At 56.6% G+C, this 19,319-nt stretch carries 12 protein-coding genes; 5 read left to right on the top strand and 7 right to left on the bottom strand.

The window, feature by feature from the left end:
* Window positions 1-4 precede the first annotated feature (4 nt).
* The gene (locus Fuma_RS31740; protein WP_077027643.1) at window positions 5-3,088 is read right to left on the bottom strand and encodes a serine/threonine-protein kinase; all 3,084 of its coding nucleotides are present in this window, start codon (window positions 3,086-3,088) and stop codon (window positions 5-7) included.
* A 209-nt stretch (window positions 3,089-3,297) separates the two neighbouring features.
* Window positions 3,298-3,519 (bottom strand): hypothetical protein, encoded by a 222-nt coding sequence (locus Fuma_RS31735; RefSeq protein ID WP_077027642.1) that lies wholly within the window; start codon window positions 3,517-3,519, stop codon window positions 3,298-3,300.
* A 312-nt stretch (window positions 3,520-3,831) separates the two neighbouring features.
* Between Fuma_RS31735 and Fuma_RS31730 the strand changes: the two genes are divergently transcribed.
* Window positions 3,832-5,223, top strand: a complete 1,392-nt coding sequence (locus Fuma_RS31730) for a DUF1501 domain-containing protein (RefSeq protein ID WP_077027641.1) — start codon at window positions 3,832-3,834, stop codon at window positions 5,221-5,223.
* 186 nt (window positions 5,224-5,409) lie between these two features.
* Here Fuma_RS31730 and Fuma_RS31720 read toward each other — a convergent pair whose 3' ends face one another.
* On the bottom strand, window positions 5,410-7,272 hold the full coding sequence (locus tag Fuma_RS31720; protein WP_077027639.1) for a hypothetical protein: 1,863 nt from the start codon (window positions 7,270-7,272) through the stop codon (window positions 5,410-5,412).
* Window positions 7,273-7,580: 308 nt separating this feature from the next.
* On the opposite strand from Fuma_RS31720, the gene sppA reads away from it, so the two are divergent.
* Window positions 7,581-8,633, top strand: coding sequence for a signal peptide peptidase SppA (gene sppA / locus Fuma_RS31710; protein WP_077027637.1), 1,053 nt, complete (start codon window positions 7,581-7,583; stop codon window positions 8,631-8,633).
* 1 nt (window position 8,634) lies between these two features.
* On the opposite strand, the gene Fuma_RS31705 is transcribed toward sppA, so the two are convergent.
* Complete coding sequence (locus Fuma_RS31705) at window positions 8,635-9,228, bottom strand: DUF2585 family protein (RefSeq protein ID WP_099091842.1); 594 nt, start codon at window positions 9,226-9,228, stop codon at window positions 8,635-8,637.
* A gap of 271 nt (window positions 9,229-9,499) precedes the next feature.
* On the opposite strand from Fuma_RS31705, the gene pruA reads away from it, so the two are divergent.
* Window positions 9,500-12,496 (top strand): L-glutamate gamma-semialdehyde dehydrogenase, encoded by a 2,997-nt coding sequence (gene pruA, locus Fuma_RS31700; RefSeq protein ID WP_077027636.1) that lies wholly within the window; start codon window positions 9,500-9,502, stop codon window positions 12,494-12,496.
* 23 nt (window positions 12,497-12,519) lie between these two features.
* Here the strand turns inward: pruA and Fuma_RS31695 are convergent, their stop codons facing one another.
* Both Fuma_RS31695 and Fuma_RS31690 read right to left on the bottom strand, forming a co-directional pair.
* Window positions 12,520-14,091 carry a sensor domain-containing diguanylate cyclase gene (locus Fuma_RS31695; protein ID WP_077027635.1) on the bottom strand — a complete coding sequence of 524 codons (1,572 nt, stop codon included), beginning with the start codon at window positions 14,089-14,091 and terminating at the stop codon, window positions 12,520-12,522.
* Window positions 14,092-14,341: 250 nt separating this feature from the next.
* The gene (locus Fuma_RS31690; protein ID WP_083732468.1) at window positions 14,342-15,484 is read right to left on the bottom strand and encodes an NHL repeat-containing protein; all 1,143 of its coding nucleotides are present in this window, start codon (window positions 15,482-15,484) and stop codon (window positions 14,342-14,344) included.
* A gap of 99 nt (window positions 15,485-15,583) precedes the next feature.
* Here Fuma_RS31690 and Fuma_RS31685 point away from each other — a divergent pair, with 99 nt between their 5' ends.
* Both Fuma_RS31685 and Fuma_RS31680 read left to right on the top strand, forming a co-directional pair.
* Entirely contained in the window at window positions 15,584-16,801 is a 1,218-nt protein-coding gene (locus tag Fuma_RS31685; protein WP_145944486.1) for a hypothetical protein, read from the top strand.
* Window positions 16,798-17,373: a rhomboid family intramembrane serine protease gene (locus Fuma_RS31680; protein ID WP_077027633.1), complete on the top strand. Its 576-nt coding sequence runs from the start codon at window positions 16,798-16,800 to the stop codon at window positions 17,371-17,373. Before Fuma_RS31685 ends, Fuma_RS31680 begins: the two co-directional genes overlap by 4 nt.
* Before the next feature lie 557 nt (window positions 17,374-17,930).
* On the opposite strand, the gene Fuma_RS31675 is transcribed toward Fuma_RS31680, so the two are convergent.
* Window positions 17,931-19,286 (bottom strand): hypothetical protein, encoded by a 1,356-nt coding sequence (locus tag Fuma_RS31675; RefSeq protein ID WP_179954426.1) that lies wholly within the window; start codon window positions 19,284-19,286, stop codon window positions 17,931-17,933.
* Window positions 19,287-19,319: the final 33 nt, after the last annotated feature.

Genomic DNA, 19,319 nt, shown 5'->3' with positions numbered 1-19,319 from the left:
GGCCTCAGTCTTGCTTATCTTCAACGGGCACCGGATTGACTCGGTTGCGGAGGGCCTGGAAGTCGGCGCGTTTCCGCAGCGCCTTCAGGTCTACCTCGGTGTCCAGTTGTTCGACATCGGAGAAGCCCATGTCGACGGCTTTTGTCAGCAGGGTCATTGCGTGATTTGCAAATTCGTCGGCGCGCCGCGGAACCTTTTCGCTGGCGATGGCGTACAGCTTCGCAAAGTTGAACCAATGGGCCGGATTGTCATTCTCGATCTTCTCCAGTTCGCTGACGCGCGATATGGCCTCTTCCACGGATCCGGATCGCAACAAAGAATCGGCCTGCTGTGACTGCACAATGGGCCTTTGTTCCTCGCTGCACAATTCCAGAACTTTGGTCCAATCCTGCAGAGCATCCTTGTGGCGTTGCAGATGGTCCAGGGTTTCAGCGCGGTGTCGGTGAGCGGTACACAGCGAATTTCTGACCAATGTGTAGTTCGTATCCTGAACGTGTGTGGCTGTGAGAACCTGGATGGCCTTCTGATACCAGTCCAGTGCTTCGGCCGGTTCTTCGCCGTCACGCATCAGGTCGGCCTGCATTCGAAAAGTAATCCCTAACTCCGCATGATACGGCAGGACGGTCGCATGTTCGGCCGTCAGTCGTTGAGAGATCTGAACTGCCTTTTCGAACTGGCTTCCGGCCTCGGAAGACTTATCCAGAAACCCGAGGATCTGTCCGTAATCGCGGTGCGCCTGAGCCAGCTTTGCCTGAAAGCGTGGCATGGACGGAAACTGGTCGGCAATGTCCTGCAGAATGGGCAGTGCCATGGCCAGCTGTTCGGCACCGAGATCATCATGGCCGCTGTCCGACAGCATCACGCCGAATTCGCGTCGCAGCTGAGCGACCGTGTGGCGGTATTCCAGCGACTCGGGCGTCTCTGACGTGGCTTCGGCAAGGTCTTCGTAAACGGCGATCGCCTTCTGATAGTGTCCGGTGGATTCCGCTTTCCGGTCCTGTCGTTTGTTAAGAAACGCGAGGCCCCAATGACTGCGAGCGATCCCGATCTGAAAGTCTTTGGATTCGGGAAAGTCGCGGACCAGTCGTGACTGCAGGTCCAGCGCTTTTAAATAGTGCTGACGGCTGTTGTCCCAATTGCCAAAGTCACGTTCGACATTTCCCAGACTGATGTAGCTGTCGGCCAGTCGAACCTGAAAATCGGTTTCGTCCGGGAAATCGGTAGCGAGTGCTTCAAAGATGTCGGCCGCCTGTTGAAAGTGTCGTGAGGATTCCGTGCGTTGCCCGCGGCCTCGCAGTGACCCACCCAGATTCTGGTGGCTCATGGCTGTCAGCTTGCGATACCTAACGTTGTCCGGAAATTCCGTCGCCAGAGTTTCTCGAATGTTCAACGCTTTGCGGTCGTTGGCTTCTGCTTCTTTGTCCAGCCCCAGTCTGTATTGAATCAACGAAAGATTGGCGGCTCCGTTTGCCTGGATTTCCCGCGATTCCGCGGAAGTGCCTCGTGATTGGGCAAACACGTTCCACTGCTGCTGAGCGTTTTGTAGAACCCCGCGTTCGGTTTCGGTCAGCTGTGCCTTGCTGCCCAGCAGATTGACCATCAGGTCAGACGTAAAGGAATCCAGTGCGTCGAATGCCTGGCGACTGGCCAGCAGCGCCCGCTCTTTTTGTTGCTCTTCGCCCAAGCGAGCCGTCTCGGCTTCACGGGCCCGCAAGACTGCGATTCCGGTTTGTTGTTTTGCCTTCAACAGTCCCCAGGTTGTGCCGATGATTCCGGCGACCAGACAAATGAGTATCACACTGGACGCCAGAACCGTGCTGCGATGTCGTGAGACAAATTTCTGTAGTCGATAGCCGGTTGAGGGCGGTCGGGCCTGCACGGGTTCGTCGGACAGATAGCGCTGAATGTCCTGAGCCAGACCGCTGGCGGTTTCGTAGCGGCGTTCGCGACTTTTCTCCAGGCACTTCATGATGACCCAGTCCAGCTCGCCGCGAAGTTCGGCCATCAGTTTTTTGGGTTCGGTGTTTCGGACAGCGGCCAGCGACGGCAGTGATTCTTCGGCAGACAGCGCTGTGCTGGGGCGTGTTGGATCGTCTTCGCGGATAATGCGAATCATTTCTGACAACGCAGCCTTCCGTAGGCGGCGTCCGTCAAACGGTCGTAGTCCGGTCAATAGTTCGTACAGCACGACTCCCAGGGAATAAATGTCAGCGCGAGTATCAACGTCATCTCCGATTGTCCCCGCCTGTTCCGGCGCCATGTATTCGAGCGTGCCCACAACGGTTCCGAATCCGGTCACCATTGTTTCTTCAGTCAGCTTCCCGGCCGTCGCCTTGGCGACACCGAAGTCGATCACTTTGGGGACCGGCTGACCGTCCACGACCGTGACCAAAATGTTGGCCGGCTTCAGGTCGCGATGAACAATTCCTTTTTGATGAGCGTGCTGGACCGCCTGGCAGATGGAAACAAACAGCCCCAGCCGGTCCTTTGGCGACAGTCTTTCAGAATCGCAGAACTTCGTCAGCGGCGGCCCGTGAACCAATTCCATAGCGAAGAACGGTTGTCCGGTTGGTGTCGTACCCGCATCGAAGACTTTGGCAATGTTGGGATGATCCATCAGCGCCAGAGCCTGTCGTTCCTGTTCAAAGCGAACCAGCACCGCACGCGTATCCATGCCCGCCTTGATCAGTTTCAGAGCCACGCTGCGTCGGATCGGTTCCGACTGTTGAGCGATCCAGACTTCGCCCATGCCTCCTTCGCCGATTTTCTTTTGCAGAGTGTAACGGCCATCGAGAATTCCCGATGGGGCGGCCAGCGGATGTTCGATCGCGGTTGACGGCATTTCGCCGAAACGTGTTGCCCCCGATTCATCAACCTCACTCCACGAAGCCGGATCACTGTCGGACGAACCAATAAACGTGTCATCCGTCGCGTCGGACGCAGATTGCTCTTTTAGAAGACCTTCGATGTGTCGGCGAAGTTCGGCATCGGCGCCACATTCGCGATCAAGCACAGCAGATCGGCTGGCCAGTGGTTCTTCGATAATCGCTCGCAGGATGCGTGCGACATCTTCAGGGTCAATGGGCATTGTTGACGCTCGCGTTAGTTACGACACATCGCAGAAACACGCGCCCCTGCGTTTACTCAGGCGATCCCATGATCGCATCAAATCCAGTGACCGTGCCATGCAGATGGCTTCACAGCTTACCGTGAATAGCTCGCCGGCATTACTCAGGAAAGAGTTTCCGTTGAATTCCCTGTCAGGAGTTCAATGGGCGTTCAGACTGTTGGCGAATATCAAATCAGTGGCTGGGCACTGTCCGTCAACCGCTTATAGGTTCGTTCGACTTCCATTGTTTGTCGATAGCTGAATCCGGCGATCACTGAATCTGGTGAACGCTTATCCAGTGCGGGTTCAGGGAGCAGAAGCAGTCTTAAAACGATGGCTGCGGCATTGTGTTCAGGGAATCGGTACGAGACATGTCGTCCGACTTTGACCATCACGCGAAAATTTTTCATTGCCGCAGCCGTTAGCGTATGGCTGCATTAAACCCGCAGACATTTGTTAGGCTTGAAGCGACTGATGAGGACAAGCGACTTCGCGTCACATTGCAATCAGGCATCTGCTGAAGTTGCGGCACGCAAGACCCGTGACTCGTCATCTTCCGTAGAACTGTCGCGCAAACAGAAGTGCGTGGCCACCGACTGCCAATACAACTTGCGTTTGAGCACAGCTTGTGGCACCATATGGGTCACGCCAAGTCAGAGGCGGCCATCGCCTCGCTTCCTCATCCCTCCACAGAGCTTCGCTCCCCGCCGGACACAAGATCAATGGAACGACGCAAATTTCTCGTGGCTTCCGCGACAGGCCTCGCAGGGTTGAGTGCCACCGGTTCACCTTCCGCCCAGGCCGTCGATCAGCGGCGTGCCGGAAAAGCCAAGTCCACCATTCTGTTTTTCCTGTGTGGCGGCGCATCACACATTGATATGTGGGACATGAAACCAGACGCGCCGTCTGACTACCGCGGACCGTTTCAACCCATCGAAACCAGCGCTCCCGGTGTTCAGCTGTGTGAACACCTTCCAATGTTGGCCAAGCAGGCTCACCATCTTGCGGTGGTGAATTCCATCGACGGCACCGTCAATACTAACGACCACCACGCTGGTTATTACCACAATCTGACGGGGCATGTCCCCGATCAATCGTTCATCACGCTCGGTAACAATCGCACGCCACTTCCCGACGACTGGCCATTCATGGGCAGTGTCGTGGCATCCAAACGAACGCAAAACGAATTCCTGCCCAACGCCATCACGCTGCCTCACAAGCCAAGCCGGGCACCGTACACACGCCCCGGCCAGTTTGCGGCTCGCATCGGCGTGGAGCACGACCCGCTGTACATCAACGGTGATCGGGCGAAACCGTTAAGCTTCAGCGCACCGTCTCTGGCTTTGGAAGGCGACGTCACTGCCGACCGACTCACAGAACGCTACTCACTGCTGAAGGAAATCGACGTAGCTCGCCGACAGTTTGAGCGATCACAGGTCGCCGAAACATTTGACAAGCACCAAAAGCGAGCCGTGTCGCTGTTGATGTCGTCGCAGACAACCACCGCGTTTAATGTCGCTGATGAGTCGCCTGCCACCATTGAACGGTACGGCAAGACGGTCAACGGAATGAGCCTTCTGGTCGCGCGGCGTCTGGTCGAAGCGGAGGTTCCGTTTATCACCGTGTTCTGGAAAGGCGACCTTGGCAAGCTCGGGAAAAAATGTCGCAGCGCGGGTAGTTGGGATACGCATGGCAACAACTTCGGCTGCCTGAAGGATGACCTACTTCCGGAATTTGATCGCGGCTTTTCAGCTTTGGTAGAAGACCTGGCCCAGCGCAGCCTTCTGGACGAAACGTTGTTACTCGTCACCAGTGAAATGGGACGCAAGCCAAAAATCGGTGACATTCGTTCTGGTGGAGTTTCCGGAGCGGGCCGTGACCACTGGACGTATTGCCTGACCGACGTTCTCGCGGGCGGTGGAGTGCAGGGCGGCCAAACCTATGGAGCGAGTGACCGGTACGCTGAGCACCCGATCGAAAACAAAATCACGCCCGCTCATATCGCCAAGACTGTCTACCACGCGATGGGCGTTGACGATCTCAGTTTCGTCGACAGCCTCGGACGACCATACAGCCTTCTTGACGAAGGCGAGATCATTTCATCGCTATTTTAAACGACTGATCTCAACGACTGAGCTTCAGTTGCTCGAAGTTGGCGGGCTGTCCGGTTGTCGACTCGACAAGCCCACCGGGAGACTTCGTTTGGCATTGAATCTTCGGCTTTGAACCGCGCACAGAAAAGCCCGGCCTTTGTTGAAAAGGCCGGGCTTTGATCGTTTCAGTCGACTGCGGTCTGCTGATCAATATTGATCGGCGTATCGGCCTGGGTCGCGGGAGAACAGCTGTTGCGTTTCGCGCGACCGGAACATGTACAACCGGTCGTGGTACCACAGCGAGAAGTCCAGACCGCCGGTGACTTCTTCGCCCGTGTTGACCAGCAGTACCACATCGTTGCCGCTGGCGGCAGGTGCGTAGCGGGCCGGATTGGCTTCGAAGGCTGCCAGTGCCTCTGGTGAGCTGAAGTGGTACGTCGCCACGCCGAACTTGGCTGAGTACTCTTTCTTCGAATCCACCAGGTCGCGGCTATTGCGCAGTTCCACCGGGCAGAATCCCTTGAAACCCGTCTGGCTCGAACGCGACATAATGAGATACCGCTGGTGTTCTCGACGAGCGCGACTGACATAGACATTGCTGCCTGCGGCCGGAGCCGGATTTCTGGTCACGGCCGCCGACTTCGACTGCGATACCTGAAGTCCACGAGTCGACTTGCTGGACGAATCGGTACTCGGCAGAGCTGCGTCTTCGGCATGCTCCGACTGCTTGACATCGTCCAGCGACGGTACTTTTTCGAAGATCGGCTCAGCCTTCGCGGAATCATCCACCGTTTCAGTCACCGGCATCTGCATGGCCGGCTCTTTCAGGTCCTGCAAATCATCTGTGAGTGGCGGGACCGCATGAATCTCATCAGGCTCCTCAGAATTCGCCGGCTGGGTTGCGTTCCGGACCTGCTCTGCGGTCAACAACGCTTCGTCCGCGTCAATCGTGTGCCCGGTGAAAGGTTCTTCAGTTTTCGCTGCAGGCGCGGCAGCGGTTTCCTGCTGCACTTCGGCCTGACGCGACACATTTTCAGCCGTGCGAGCCTCGGGAACTTCCGCTGGAGTGCGTTGCACCTGACGAGGCGTGGTTTCTTTTTCCAGCAGCGAATCAAGATCCAGCAGCACATCGTCGGCGCCATTGACGGTGTCTGTGTCAGTAGTCTCGTCGTCTGGAACAGGTGGAGCGAGGAACGGGTCAACGAAGCTGTCATCGTTTGCCATTGGCACGCCGGCCAGCGCAGGTTGGTTTTGTTGGCGCGAGTTGGCCTGCGCGGCAGGCGTCGGCTTTTGAGCGACGCTGGCTGGCTGATCCTGCTGCCATGGAACGTCCACGCCCGGTACCATCGGCGGCGTACTCATTTTCTGATGCTTGAACGAAGCGGTTCGTGCAGGCACACCACTGTTGTTGCTCTTCGCGCCCCTGGCAGGACTGCCAGCATTGGTCTCATAGACGATAGCGGGCGGCTTCGGAATCTTTGGTGCCGGCTCGCCTGGCAGGATTTGCGAATCGTCCACTTCTTCTTCTGAGTCACCACCGAATCGACCAAACAGCCGCTTGAAGAAACTCGGTCGTTCTTCTTCCACTGACGCATTGGCGGCCATGTTCTGCGCGCCGCCTTGTGACGCAGCATTCTGAGCGCCGTTGGTGCCGCCGTTCTGAGCCGCTTGTTGAGCCTGCTGCTGTGCCATCATGCGACGCCATTCGCGGCGGCGCATAGGCGGCTGTGCCTGGGCGTACTGAGTCTGCACGAATTCCGGCATTCCGGTTTCTGCAGAATGCTGGAACGTGAACGAACCTTTGCCAGCACCATTGGCATGAAAAACGTTCTGAGGGTGGTAGCCCACAGTCGGAGATGCTTCTTCGTACTGCACCTGCACGATGCCGCTGGACGGCTTCTGGATATGCGGCACAGACTTCAGCCGAAATGTTTCCGCGACTGGCCGCAGCGATTCAGACTGTGTTGGAGAACCTGCTGTATCCGGCAAATCTGCGGCCACGGCTGCGAGGGGCAGTGCTGCGAACGTGGCAGACAGCAAGTGTTTACGAAAGCGGCTTTTCTTGTTCATGGTCGATCTCCCTGATTTGACCTCAGGTCATTGCGTCGGGGTTGAAAACACCGAACGGTTGCAGGCTCCGGCACGCCAAAGCCTTCCGTGAACATATCGACGTTCACCAACGCCCCATTTCTTCCGCACAATCAGATTCGTCGCTTGCATTAAGGATAGGACGTGCGCCAGCCAGACATTCAGCACTACCGCCAAACCCTCGCGAAATCGCCTGTCTTCACATTGCCGTCGATTTCGACCAGAATCCGGCAGATCCTGCCGGTGCGTTGCGGGCGGATCAAGCGACAGAATTTCACGGAACGAACTCAATGACTGACGAACAACGAATGTCCCCCGGCGAATCAAAAACGGTCACGGCCAATTCCGTCGTGATCAAAGTAGAAGCGGGCGATTCAACTCTGAAGTCTGCTGGCCGCCGAATTTTGGTGGCGATTCTGGCGGCTTCGATTCTGATGAACATCATGTTCATTCTTAGAACGGCAGCGGAATCGGCATCGGCGACTGCCACCGTGCAGCGGTCGCATCATTCGGGAAGCAGGCTGGCTTCGGACAAGCTGGCCGTGATCAACTTTTCCGGCACCATTATGCCGCCGTATACCGAAAGGTGGCTCGAACAAATCAAAGCAGCCATCGACGACGACAGCGTCAAGGGAGTCCTTCTGTCGATCGACAGCCCTGGCGGTTTGGTCGCGGACAGCCATCAGCTTTATCACGAGCTTCAGAAGCTGGCTGCGGCAAAGCCGGTGTACGTCGCCATGAAGCGTCTTGCAGCGTCGGGCGGTTACTACATTGCGATGGGCATCGGCGAAGAGGGCCGCATCTTTGTGGAACCGACCACGTGGACAGGGTCTATCGGCGTCATTATTCCACGCTATAACGCCACAGAACTGGCAGAGAAGATCGGCGTGAAAGTCGAACCGCTGGCCACAGGACCGTTAAAAGATTCGCTGAATCCGTTTCGAGACCTGTCTGAACAGGAACGTGAGGTCTGGGACGTCATCATCGCCGATTCCTTCGACCGCTTCGTGAACGTCATCGCGGACAATCGCAGCAAACTAAACGAACAACAGGTTCGCGATATCGCGACCGGCCAGATTTATACGGCAACGCAGGCTCTTGAAAACGGAATGGCCGATGAAGTTGGCTACGAAGAAGATGCGTTGAAGGCTCTTGCTGCCAAGGCCGGCGTTTCAGACTACGAAGCCGTGGAATACTCGTCGACGCCGACGCTGATGGACCTGTTTCTTTCGGGCAAAGCAGATCCTCCGAACGCCATGCTGGAAGGCCTGCTGGATGCCAGCGTCCCCAAGGCGATGTACTACTGTTCGTGGAACCCCTGGGTGCCGACAACGGGACGGTAATTTACCTCAGCCCCATCTGCCAGGTTTTGATCGCTTCGAGCGGCCAGAGCAACATCACGACGTTTAACGTCAGGCAATCGCGAATTGTGATTAGCAAAATCAGCTCGGTGGCCACAAACACCGCGACCGAAACGCGAGGACGAAAACGACAGGCGATCGCGAAACCGATGGCACAGGCGATCACGTCCATGATTGAATTCGCGATCGAGTCGCCGTAATAGTCCAGCGAAATCGTGACGCTGCGATATCGCTCAATCACCATGGGCGTGTTTTCCAGCATCTCCCAACTGGATTCCAGCAAAATGGCCACCGAAAAACGGTATTCAATACTCAAGGACTTCCACAGCCACCCCAGTAGTGCGTAGAAAAGGATGCCGTGCAGTACGTGAGTAAAAAAGTAGGGGTCTATCAGATGCTGTGAATTGTGTTGCGACCAGATGTCCCACGAGAACGGTTCCAACCCTCCACACTCGCACCAAAAGTGGCGGCCCATCGCCGCCAGAACCAGACTGGTCGCTGCCAGGATGACGATTCCAGTTGCACCGCACTGTCGCGTGGTCCGATTTAACAGGGACGGCTTAAGGGGAGTAGTCATTTGAATTCAGCCAGTGCGCGAAAAAAGTTTGCGGTTGAACTGTGACAATCGTGGTCGACAGTCGCAATCTTTTGAGCTGCGGCGGAGGATCATTCTGCGTTTTGCTGTCAATCGGTGACAATCCGCATTCGCCCTGTTTCACGTTTGAGCAATTCTTCCTAGAATCCCCGACTCGACAGCGTTTGGTGTTCGGCTTCGAACCGTTTTCCGTTTTTTCATCTCGTCTCCAGACTATCCAGAACCGCCGACACGGCGTGATTTCCGTTCATCCATGGCCAAACGCGTTCGTATTGAAGATCGAGTTGAACAGCGAACGCAGGAAATTGGCGAAGACCTGTTTGGTCGCCTGAATTCCCGTTCGTCGTCCATTTTCCACGGACGCTGGTGGGAAGATCGCCTGATGAACTGGGCGATGGAAGACGAAGCCGTCAAGGTGCAGATGTTTCGCTTTGTCGATGTGCTGCCGATGCTGCGGACACACACGTCGATTGCCGAACATCTCGACGAATACTTCGAAGACGTAAAGTCGCACCTGCCCTGGGCCGCTCGCATCGGCCTGGACCTGTCCACCAACAACAGCATTCTCAGCCGCGCGCTTGCCTACAACGCTCGCACCAATGCCGCTCGCATGGCGCGACGCTTTATCGCCGGCGAAAATGCGGGCGAAGTCCTGAAGTCGGTCCAACAGCTTCGCAAGAACGGGCTCGCCTTCACGCTGGATTTGCTGGGCGAAGCCATCATCAGCGACGTTGAAGCCGACCGCTACCAGCAGCAGTATCTGGACCTTATCGCAGGCATGTCCGAACAAGTGGACGGTTGGTCCGAAGTGGCGATCATCGACCACGACCACAACGGAGCCATCCCACGCCTTAACGTCAGCCTCAAACTTTCGGCGTTGGACAGCCAGTTTTCGCCCATCGACCACGCTGGCACACGCGACCGAGTGCTCCACAGGCTGCGGCCCATTTTGCGAGCCGCTCAGGAACACAGCGCATACGTCCACTTCGACATGGAACAGTATGACTATAAGGAGCTGACGCTCGATATTTTCCAGCATGTGCTGATGGAAGACGAATTCCGTGAATTTGCCGACGCCGGCATCGTGGTCCAGGCGTATCTTGAAGATGCGGGCGAAGACCTGAAACGACTGCTGGCCTGGACAAAAAAACGCGGCACCGCCATCACGATCAGACTGGTCAAAGGAGCATACTGGGACTACGAAACCATTCGGTCCGAATACCGCAACTGGCCATGTCCCGTGTTTCGCCGCAAGTGGCAGTCGGACGATAGCTTCGAACAGCACTGCCGCTTTTTGATGAAGAACTACGAATGGTTGCGACCGGCTTTGGCCAGTCACAACCTGCGAAGTCTGGCTCATGGGTTGGCATGGGCCGAAGAATACAAAGTGCCTCAGCGAGCCGTCGAAGTCCAGATGCTGTACGGCATGAGCGACCAACAGGCTCAGTTGTTCACCGAACGCGGGCATCGCGTCCGAGTTTACACGCCTTTTGGCGAACTCATTCCCGGCATGGCCTATCTTGTGCGACGGCTGCTGGAAAACACGTCCAACGATTCCTTTCTGCGACAGAGTTTCACCGAACACGTTGCCGTTGAGAAACTTCTTATGAAACCATCCGATCACGCTGTTGCCGAACCTCCGATCGAAGACGAGCCCGCCGCGGGCTTCCAGAATGAACCACTCACCGACTTCAGCATCGAAGCCAACCGAACGGCGATGCAGGAAGCTCTGGACTTCGTGCGCAGCGAATTCGGCCAGACGTATCCCCTGGTCATCGACGGCAAGTCCAGCGAAAGCCGCAGCACGCTCAGTTCTCGCAATCCTTCCGACATTTCCGACGTCATCGGTCATGTGGCGGCCGCCAGCGCCGATCAGGCGGCCGACGCCGTCGACGCTGCTCATCGAGCGTTCCCTCAGTGGGCGGCCATGGAAACCAGCAACCGCTGCGAATACCTGGAACTGATCGCCGCCGAAATGCGCGAACGACGCTTCGAACTCGCGGCGTGGATCTGCTTCGAAGTCGGCAAGCCATGGGCCGAAGCCGACGGTGACGTCGCCGAAGCGATCGACTTCTGCATGTATTACGCTCACGAAATGCGACGGTTGGACGAACCGCAGCAGTGCGACTTCAAGGGCGAAGAAAACAGCTACAGCTATCGCCCGCGCGGAGTCGCCGTCGTGATTGCTCCGTGGAATTTCCCGCTCGCGATTCTGACCGGAATGACAACCGCCGCCATCGTCACAGGTAACACGGTGGTGATGAAGCCGGCCGAACAATCGTCGGTAGTCGGTGCGAAATTGATGGAGATCATTCGCAACGCCGGCGTTCCGGACGGGGTCGTCAACTTCCTGCCGGGCATCGGCGAAGACGTGGGTCCGGAACTGATTGCCAGCCCGGATGTCGACATGGTGTGCTTCACCGGTTCGCAGACTGTCGGTCTGGAAATCAATCGAGTCGCTTCGGACACGGACGAGCGACAGACGAGCGTGCGACACGTCATCGCAGAAATGGGCGGCAAAAACGCAATCATCGTGGATGCCGACGCAGACCTTGACGAAGCAGTCGTTGGAGTCATGCACAGCGCGTTTGGATATGCGGGACAGAAGTGTTCTGCGTGTTCCCGAGTGATCGTGCTGGAAGGCGCATACGACCAATTTATTGAACGTCTGATCGAAGCCACCAAGAGTCTGAAAATTGGCGCTGCCGAAGATCCATCTACAAAAGTCGGTCCCGTGATCGACGATGACGCGAAGCAGCGAATCCTGGCCGCCATCAAAACGGTCGATGCCGAAGTAGGCGAAGAAGTCGCTTTGAGTATCGACACGAAAACTTTGGACAAACAGGGCACGTTTGTTGGCCCGCACATCATTACCGGCGTCGACCCGGATTCGAATTTGGCTCAGGACGAAATCTTCGGCCCCGTGCTTTCCGTCATGAAAGTGCGAAACCTGGACGAAGCTTTCACCGTCGCCAATAACACGCGTTACGCGCTAACCGGCGGAGTCTACAGCCGTAGCCCTTCAACGTTGAAACGAGCTCGCAACGAGTTTGAAGTCGGTAACTTGTACTTGAACCGTGAGATCACCGGAGCCATCGTGCAGCGACAACCGTTCGGTGGTTTTCGCATGAGCGGCATCGGTACAAAAGCCGGCGGCCCCGACTACCTGCTGCAATTCATGGTGCCGATCAACGTGACAGAAAACACGATGCGGCGAGGCTTTGCTCCGCCGCCAAATGACGACGCATAACGCCGTCTGGTTTTTGAGTCGGCCTATCCAATTGGTGCCAGTTGCTTGGCTTTCTTGCCAAGCAGCAACTGAAAGGCGACTCGGGTAGCGGACAGTTTTTCGGCTTGCGAAGCCGATTCTTCCAGCACCTTCAGCACCTTGTCCGACTTCAATGGCTTGCGACCTTCCGGCATAACGATAACGCCGCCGACCAGCGCGGAACTGGCGTCGCCGTCGATGAGATCGAGTCGTTCGTTGATCAGTCCCTGAATACGAGCCGCAATGCGGTTCAGGATGTCGTAACTTAGGCCCGGCAGAATCACGACGGCCGAGGTGTCACTCGCGCGGATCACGTTGTCCGTCGGGCGGACGGAGTTCGTGACAAGCTCCAGAATTTCTGAAGCTGCAACCGGCTGATTGGCGTCCTGCTGGCTTTGAATGTTTGCGTCTGCGAAATCGATCTTCAGCAGCCCTACGGTTTCGCCGATGCCGTGAGCCTTCGCCAACTCCTGCGGCAGTGCCTTGTCCAGAAACCGACGGTTGCAGTTCGCTCGATCGTCGTCCAAAAGCTCTTTCCATTCCGCTGGTTCGTTACCTTCTGTATCTTCCACCGCATCGGTTGAGCGATTGTTCTGGGACGTGGCGACGGGATCAACGCCCGAACAGGAAGCCAGCTTATTTTCCATCGCAATTCGTCGCAGCAGCGACTGCGCCTGAGCCAGAATGCGGTTTCGAGGCGGTGCGGAACCGATGTCGACGGAAAAACCGCTCGCCAATTCCACCGCACGTCTGTCCATCTCTGCCAACAGAACCTGCAATTCGTCCGGCAAACAGCCATAGCCTTCGATCAGATACTTTTCCACGTCTGATCGAGTCGATTCCAATCGCGTCCCCAGCGCATCCATGTATTCAGAACAGCTCGCAGCAGCCGCCACACCAACCTTCAATTCGCTACACGCCTTCGGATTAATGGTCCTCACTGGCTTGTGATGTGAGGTGACGGCGGCAACGATTTCCGGGTCCAAACCCCAGGCGGTACACAACCCGGCGCTCACATCGACGTGCGAAAATCCGAAGTGATTGATTTCCAATTGAAGGCGAGATTCGTCGGCGACGGGTTGCAGGACATGTTCATCATATTCTGCCATCGCGACATTCAGCATCGCGATCTGACCGATGTCCTGCAACAGACCAGCCAAAAACCATGTCGGAGCATCCGCGCCGGTGACTCGTTCTGCCAGCGCTTCGGCAGCCGAAGCCTGGAACAGCGATTCTCGCCAAAGTTGCCGAAAACGCGCCTTTAATGTGTCTGTGGAACGCGATTGCTGAGCCAGAGAAAAGCCAAGCGCCAGTGTCCGAACCAACGTCGTACCCAGCATTGGAACAGCTGCTTCGACCGACGTGGGCCGCTTGCGCAAACCGAACAGTGCCGAGTTGGCAAACTTTAGAATGCGACCGGCAATTGCGGGATCCAGGCGAACGGTTTTGATCAGCTCCTGAGTATCCGGTTCGGGCTGCTGCGAAATTTCGACAATTCGCAATGCCACTTCCGGCAGGCTGGGGACCTGCTTCGAGTGCAGGATTTCGTCCAGTGAGGTTTGTGTGGCTGCTGACATATCGACTGAGTCTCACGATCAATGTTCGTAATAGAAAGGCGCGCATCGCCGTTACGTGTGATCGAAAGAAATCGGTCAGACTTGCCTGGATTCCACCATTTGCCGACAGGGGGCACGTGGGAAAATCGTCCCAATCTGCAGAACTGCCCTCAACCCCACACAAGTGCTGTGGCGGGCATTCGCGCCGAGCGCGCAGCGAGTCACTACGTTGCAGCGAAACATTAAAGGCGCGGCGAAAGTCGCCGTCGCGTTACAGCTTCATTCGAAAAAGGCGATTGTGGCTGGTGTCCAGCACATACAGCCAGTCATCCTGCCAGCACACTCCATGCGGCTGTAGCAGTTGAATACGTTTATCGCCGTGACCTCGCCCAAGAACGGTTGAAACCGTTTTCGCCACGGGATCGAATTTCCGAATGGCTTTGTTAGCGTCGTCAGCAATATAGACATTGTCCTCGTCATCCACGCAGACGTGTTTCGGCGAACCGAACTGAGCCTGCAACGCCGGCCCGTCTTTGGGGCCGCGTGTCCCGTCGCCTGCAACGGTGTGAATGGTTCCGTCCGGTTTGACCACGCGCAGAGCGTTTCCGCTGCGTTCAAGAATGTAGACGTTGCCTTTCGAATCGGCCGTGACTGCTCGCGGATCTACCAATGGAGCTTCCGTTGCTTTTGCTCCGTCCGAAGGCACACCCTTTTCCCCGTTGCCCGCAATTGTCGTGACCACGCCTGATGTCAGGTCGACGGCACGAATGCGGCGGTTCTTGAGGTCGGCAACGTGCAGCACGTCATTCGCGGAGTTTAACGTGATGCACATGATGAAGTCGAACTGAGCAGCCAATGCAGGTCCACCATCGCCGCTGAAGCCCGGCTTGTCAGTACCGGCCATCGTCGTGATGACACCGGTCTTTGCGTCGACTCGGCGAATGCAGTGATTCCAGCTATCGGCAATGTACAGGTCGCCATTCGGCGTCACCGCGCAGTTGTGCATTCCGTTGTAGGTTGCGGCTGAAAACGGGCCTCCGTCACCTTTGTAGCTCTTCGATCCGTCACCGGAAACTTTCGTGAGCGTTCCGTCCGGGTCGAGGCGATGGATTCGGCCACCTTCCAGCTCCACAATGAACATCTGGCCCTGCCGATTGAAATCGATTCCGAAGGGGCGTTTAAAAGGGCTGTCATCTGGGCTCCACGTGCCGCCTTCCTCCTTCAACAGCCCGCCGATAACAACTTCGACGTCTGCCGCGATTGCGTTCGAAGTGTTGACGTGCTGGAAACAGGTTAGCAGGACGACTGTCAGGAAAGTGCGAAGTAGGATAAGAACGCTCCCGGTTGGTTTTCTGGTCACGCACAGGATAGCGGCGCGAGCTTCATGGCGACAGTGATGGCGGCCTGAGTTCATGAAGCAGTTTGGACGGCGCAGACGTCGATTGAATGGAGCGCCGTCGACCGGTACGCTTCCTCTCGTCCATGTTTCATTGCGCGATCGCTAAGACGTCCCATGCCTGCAGCTTCCCAAACCAGACCCTCCATCGCCTGGATTTCTCACGGCCGTCTGTACGTGAAGCGCGGGGACGCACCGGTGCAGGAAGTGGAAAGTGATTTTGCTCGCAATTCGCTGGAACGCGAGATGCGAAGTTCGCAGAACAATTCATGGAAAGGCCGCAGCGGTGTCTGGGGCAGCATGGGCATGGAACCGCCAGGAATGGCGCCGTGGGAGAATGCAGAAGCTCGCCGCAACATTCGTTTCACAACGATGGCGGCAGGCGATTCGCCTGAAGAGATCTACTACGTCCTGGACATGGGCGCGGTTGGCGGACTGTTTAAGCAGAATCTGAAACTGGATGAAGAAACGCGACTGATGCACCGCCAGGGATTTTCGGCACGTGATATTTCGCGGCACCCGGAAAACGGCGAACTGGCCGTGTCGCTCATGAGGGAAGACGGTACCGTCGGCCTTTCGATCACTCGACATGACGGCCTGTTTGGTCGCAACATTACCCTGTCCGATTCGATCGACGAAGCGCCTAGTTGGCTGCGCGACGGGACTCGGCGAATCGTTTTCCAATCGTCCGCCATCGGCCGGGATGAGCACGGGGCTGCGATCGGCAAGAGTACTTATCGAGTCGAACAGGTCGACCTGGAAACGGAGCAGATAGAAAACCTTCATGAAGAAGATGATTTCGATCTGCTTCAGCCGCGAGTGACGGACAACGGAACGACGTTGTTTATTCGCCGCCCGTACAAAGCAGATCACCGGAAATCACAAACACTGCTTGAGACAGCGCAGGACGTCATCTACTTTCCTTTTCGCCTGGCTCGCACGTTTGTTTACTTCTTCAACTTCATGTCGATGGCATTCACTGGCAAGCCACTGATGAATGCGGGTGGTCCGGCACCACAGCAAAACAAAAATCCGTACCTGATGCTGTATGGGCAGGCCGTGGACACTCGGCAAGCCATGACAAAGCAATCGGGCAAAGAAAATGTGAAGCCGCTGGTGCCGGAAGAATGGCAGCTGATCGAGCTGTCGGCCAGCGGAGAAACAAAGGCACTGGCGGAAAACGTTCTGTGCTTCGATTGCAGCCCGGCGGGTGACGTCGTCTTCACCGACGGGCGCCGAATTTATTCGTTAGGGCCAGATGGAAAGCCGCAGCAGATCGCCGAAGGTGACGTGATTGAAAAAGTGATCCTGCTCGCCGCCGAGGATTCCGCATGAAGCACCGTGTCGCCGAAGAGCTGAACTTTGTGCTGGTTTTCGTTGGCGCAATCTGGCTGGCATTCATTGCGAATGCGATACTGCCCGGCGACTTCAATCACTGGGGGCTGGCACCTCGTCACATCAGCGGCCTGGTCGGAATTGTGACCATGCCGTTCCTGCACGGCGGCTGGGCTCACCTGTTGGGAAACACGGTTCCTCTGGTGGTTTTGTTGTGTTTGCTGGCCGGTTCACGAGCCAACAGCGTCGGCATTGTGGCCGCCATTATTCTGTTGGGCGGCGCGTTACTGTGGCTGTTTGGCGGTTCAAAGACGATTCACGTCGGTGCCAGCGGGTTGGTCTACGGGCTGATTACGTTTCTGATCGTGGCCGGATTCCGGGAAGCTCGCTTCGTGGCGATTGTCATCGCGATTTTCGTCGGCGTCACCTACGGAGCAACTTTGTTTAGCGGCGTCCTGCCGTTCATGGTGGGGAAGAACGTTTCCTGGGACGGCCACCTGTTCGGCGCGATTGCGGGCGGGCTTGTGGCCGTAGCTGCCGTGAAGCCGAAACAGGAATCCGTCCTGGCTTAGTCATTGCTCTTCGGACAAGAATGAACACTAGCGTTCTGTCAAAGACAAAACCTCGGGTGTCGATAGTAGCCGCCGGGCGTTAGCCCCGGTAGTTTGCTTATCAACCGGGGCTAGCGCTGGGCTGTTATAAAACTGGTATTGCGTGGGTTATTGGTTTGCGCAACTTTTGTTCCGCCGGGCAGCGGATGTTTCACTGTGTTTTTCACCCGGAGGGCGGCAGCACGTAGCCTCGGGCGTCAGCCCGAGGTTGTCGCCCGACGTACAAACAAGCCCCGGAGGGGCGGCAGCGAAAGGAAGAACAGAACACCGCTGTCACCCCTTCGGGGCTTGCTCAAATTCATGGATCGTAACCTTGGGCTCACGCCCAAGGCTAAGTACTGCCGCCCTTCCGGGCTAAGCCCGAAACAAACACTCCAGACACCGTCCATCGAAAAACACCTGTCAACCCCGAATTTTTAACAGACCAGGCTAACGCCCGGCGGCTAATCCTGGAATCAGGCTTTGACGAAGCACTAATTGTCAATCAGAGGACTAGCGTGGGCTAGCGATCACTCGTCCTATTTTTCGCTCTTCTTGCGTTTGGCTTCTTCAAGCGCTTCGCGTTCCTTCACATCTTTCGGATGTTTCGAGAACGATTCGAAGACGTCGCCCACGACTTGATCGGCGAGACTGCCGAGTTCCGTGAGGATCATGACTTCGGCTTCCGGAACCAATCGCGACGCGTTCGGTTCATAGCCGCCAACTTTGTGAGAATCCGCCGTTGCGATGTATCCGAGGTTGCCGTTGGCGTACCCCACGATGATTGGGATGGCTCGATCCGCAATCGCTTTTTCCAGCTTGAAACCATATTCCACCATCGGTTCGCCGGGCATCGTCAGCAGCAAATACGGGCCAATCTTCATGGCGGAAAGTTCCGCATCGATTCGACCTTCTTTGCCTGGCAGCGACACGACCGAACTGGCCGTGCGAATTTGGTAGAAGGTAGACCGATCCTTCAACTTCTCACGCGTGACAGATTCTGCCAGCGATCGGACGACGGCACTTCCGAGGTCGCGACCGGCCCACTGAATGTCCGCTTCGTCCGCGCAGCGATACGGATAGCCGGGCAGGTTTGGACGAATGTCGCCCGCACAGCCCTGCAAAAACAGAGCATTCGTTTTTTGCCCGTAACTCAGTTCAACAAATGTCTGAGCCTCTCCCGGAAAGTCGGCACTCATTTTAGGGTAGCCATTTGGATATGGCTGAGTTCCCTTGTCGCCCCATGTAAAGAAACAGGGATGGCAAACCGCGTGCATCAGCACAGCCATCGGAGTCAGTGACTTGCCGTCGTCAAACCGCAGCACTTTCACTCGCGGATCGTTGGGGCCGTCCGGGTTGAGTCGCACGACGGCTCGTCCGTCGATCACTTTGCGTCTATTGATACCGAACCCAATTTTGTCTTCGGCGTAACCCATCGAAACGGGACTCATGGAATCAGCCGCTTTCTTAGCGGCAGTCCCCAGTTTGTCGATGAGGCTCGTTGCCCATTCCGGGTCCGCATCAAAGGCCGGGCCGGAATGGTTGTGCGACGCGGCCACCATGATGTTCGCTGACGGGATACCGGTTTCTTTTTCAATTCGCTCCCGCGCCTGGCTGACCAGTTCATTCCACGCAAAAAGCGTGTCCATCGTGACGATTGCGGCCTTCGTTTCGCCGTCGTCAAGCACAAGTACACCGGCGCGAAGAGGATCTCGAACGCCGTGCACCATGCGTCGATGCCCGGCCGCCATCACACCATCGTTGTTTTTCGGAGTGATATCGACTTTGGCGACTCCGGCCCGCAAGTTGGATTCCACAGGAAACGTGCCATCTGAGGCCAGTGCTGTGGCTGCGAAGCCGATGAAGAGGATGAAGTGGAGTGACGCGGATTTCATGGAGAGTATTTCCGGGGAAGTGAGCGGGAGGAG

This window comes from Fuerstiella marisgermanici, assembly GCF_001983935.1.
GTDB lineage: Bacteria > Planctomycetota > Planctomycetia > Planctomycetales > Planctomycetaceae > Fuerstiella > Fuerstiella marisgermanici.
The sequence above is the reverse complement of the archived record's forward strand: the minus strand, read 5'-3'. Positions and strand labels throughout refer to the sequence as shown.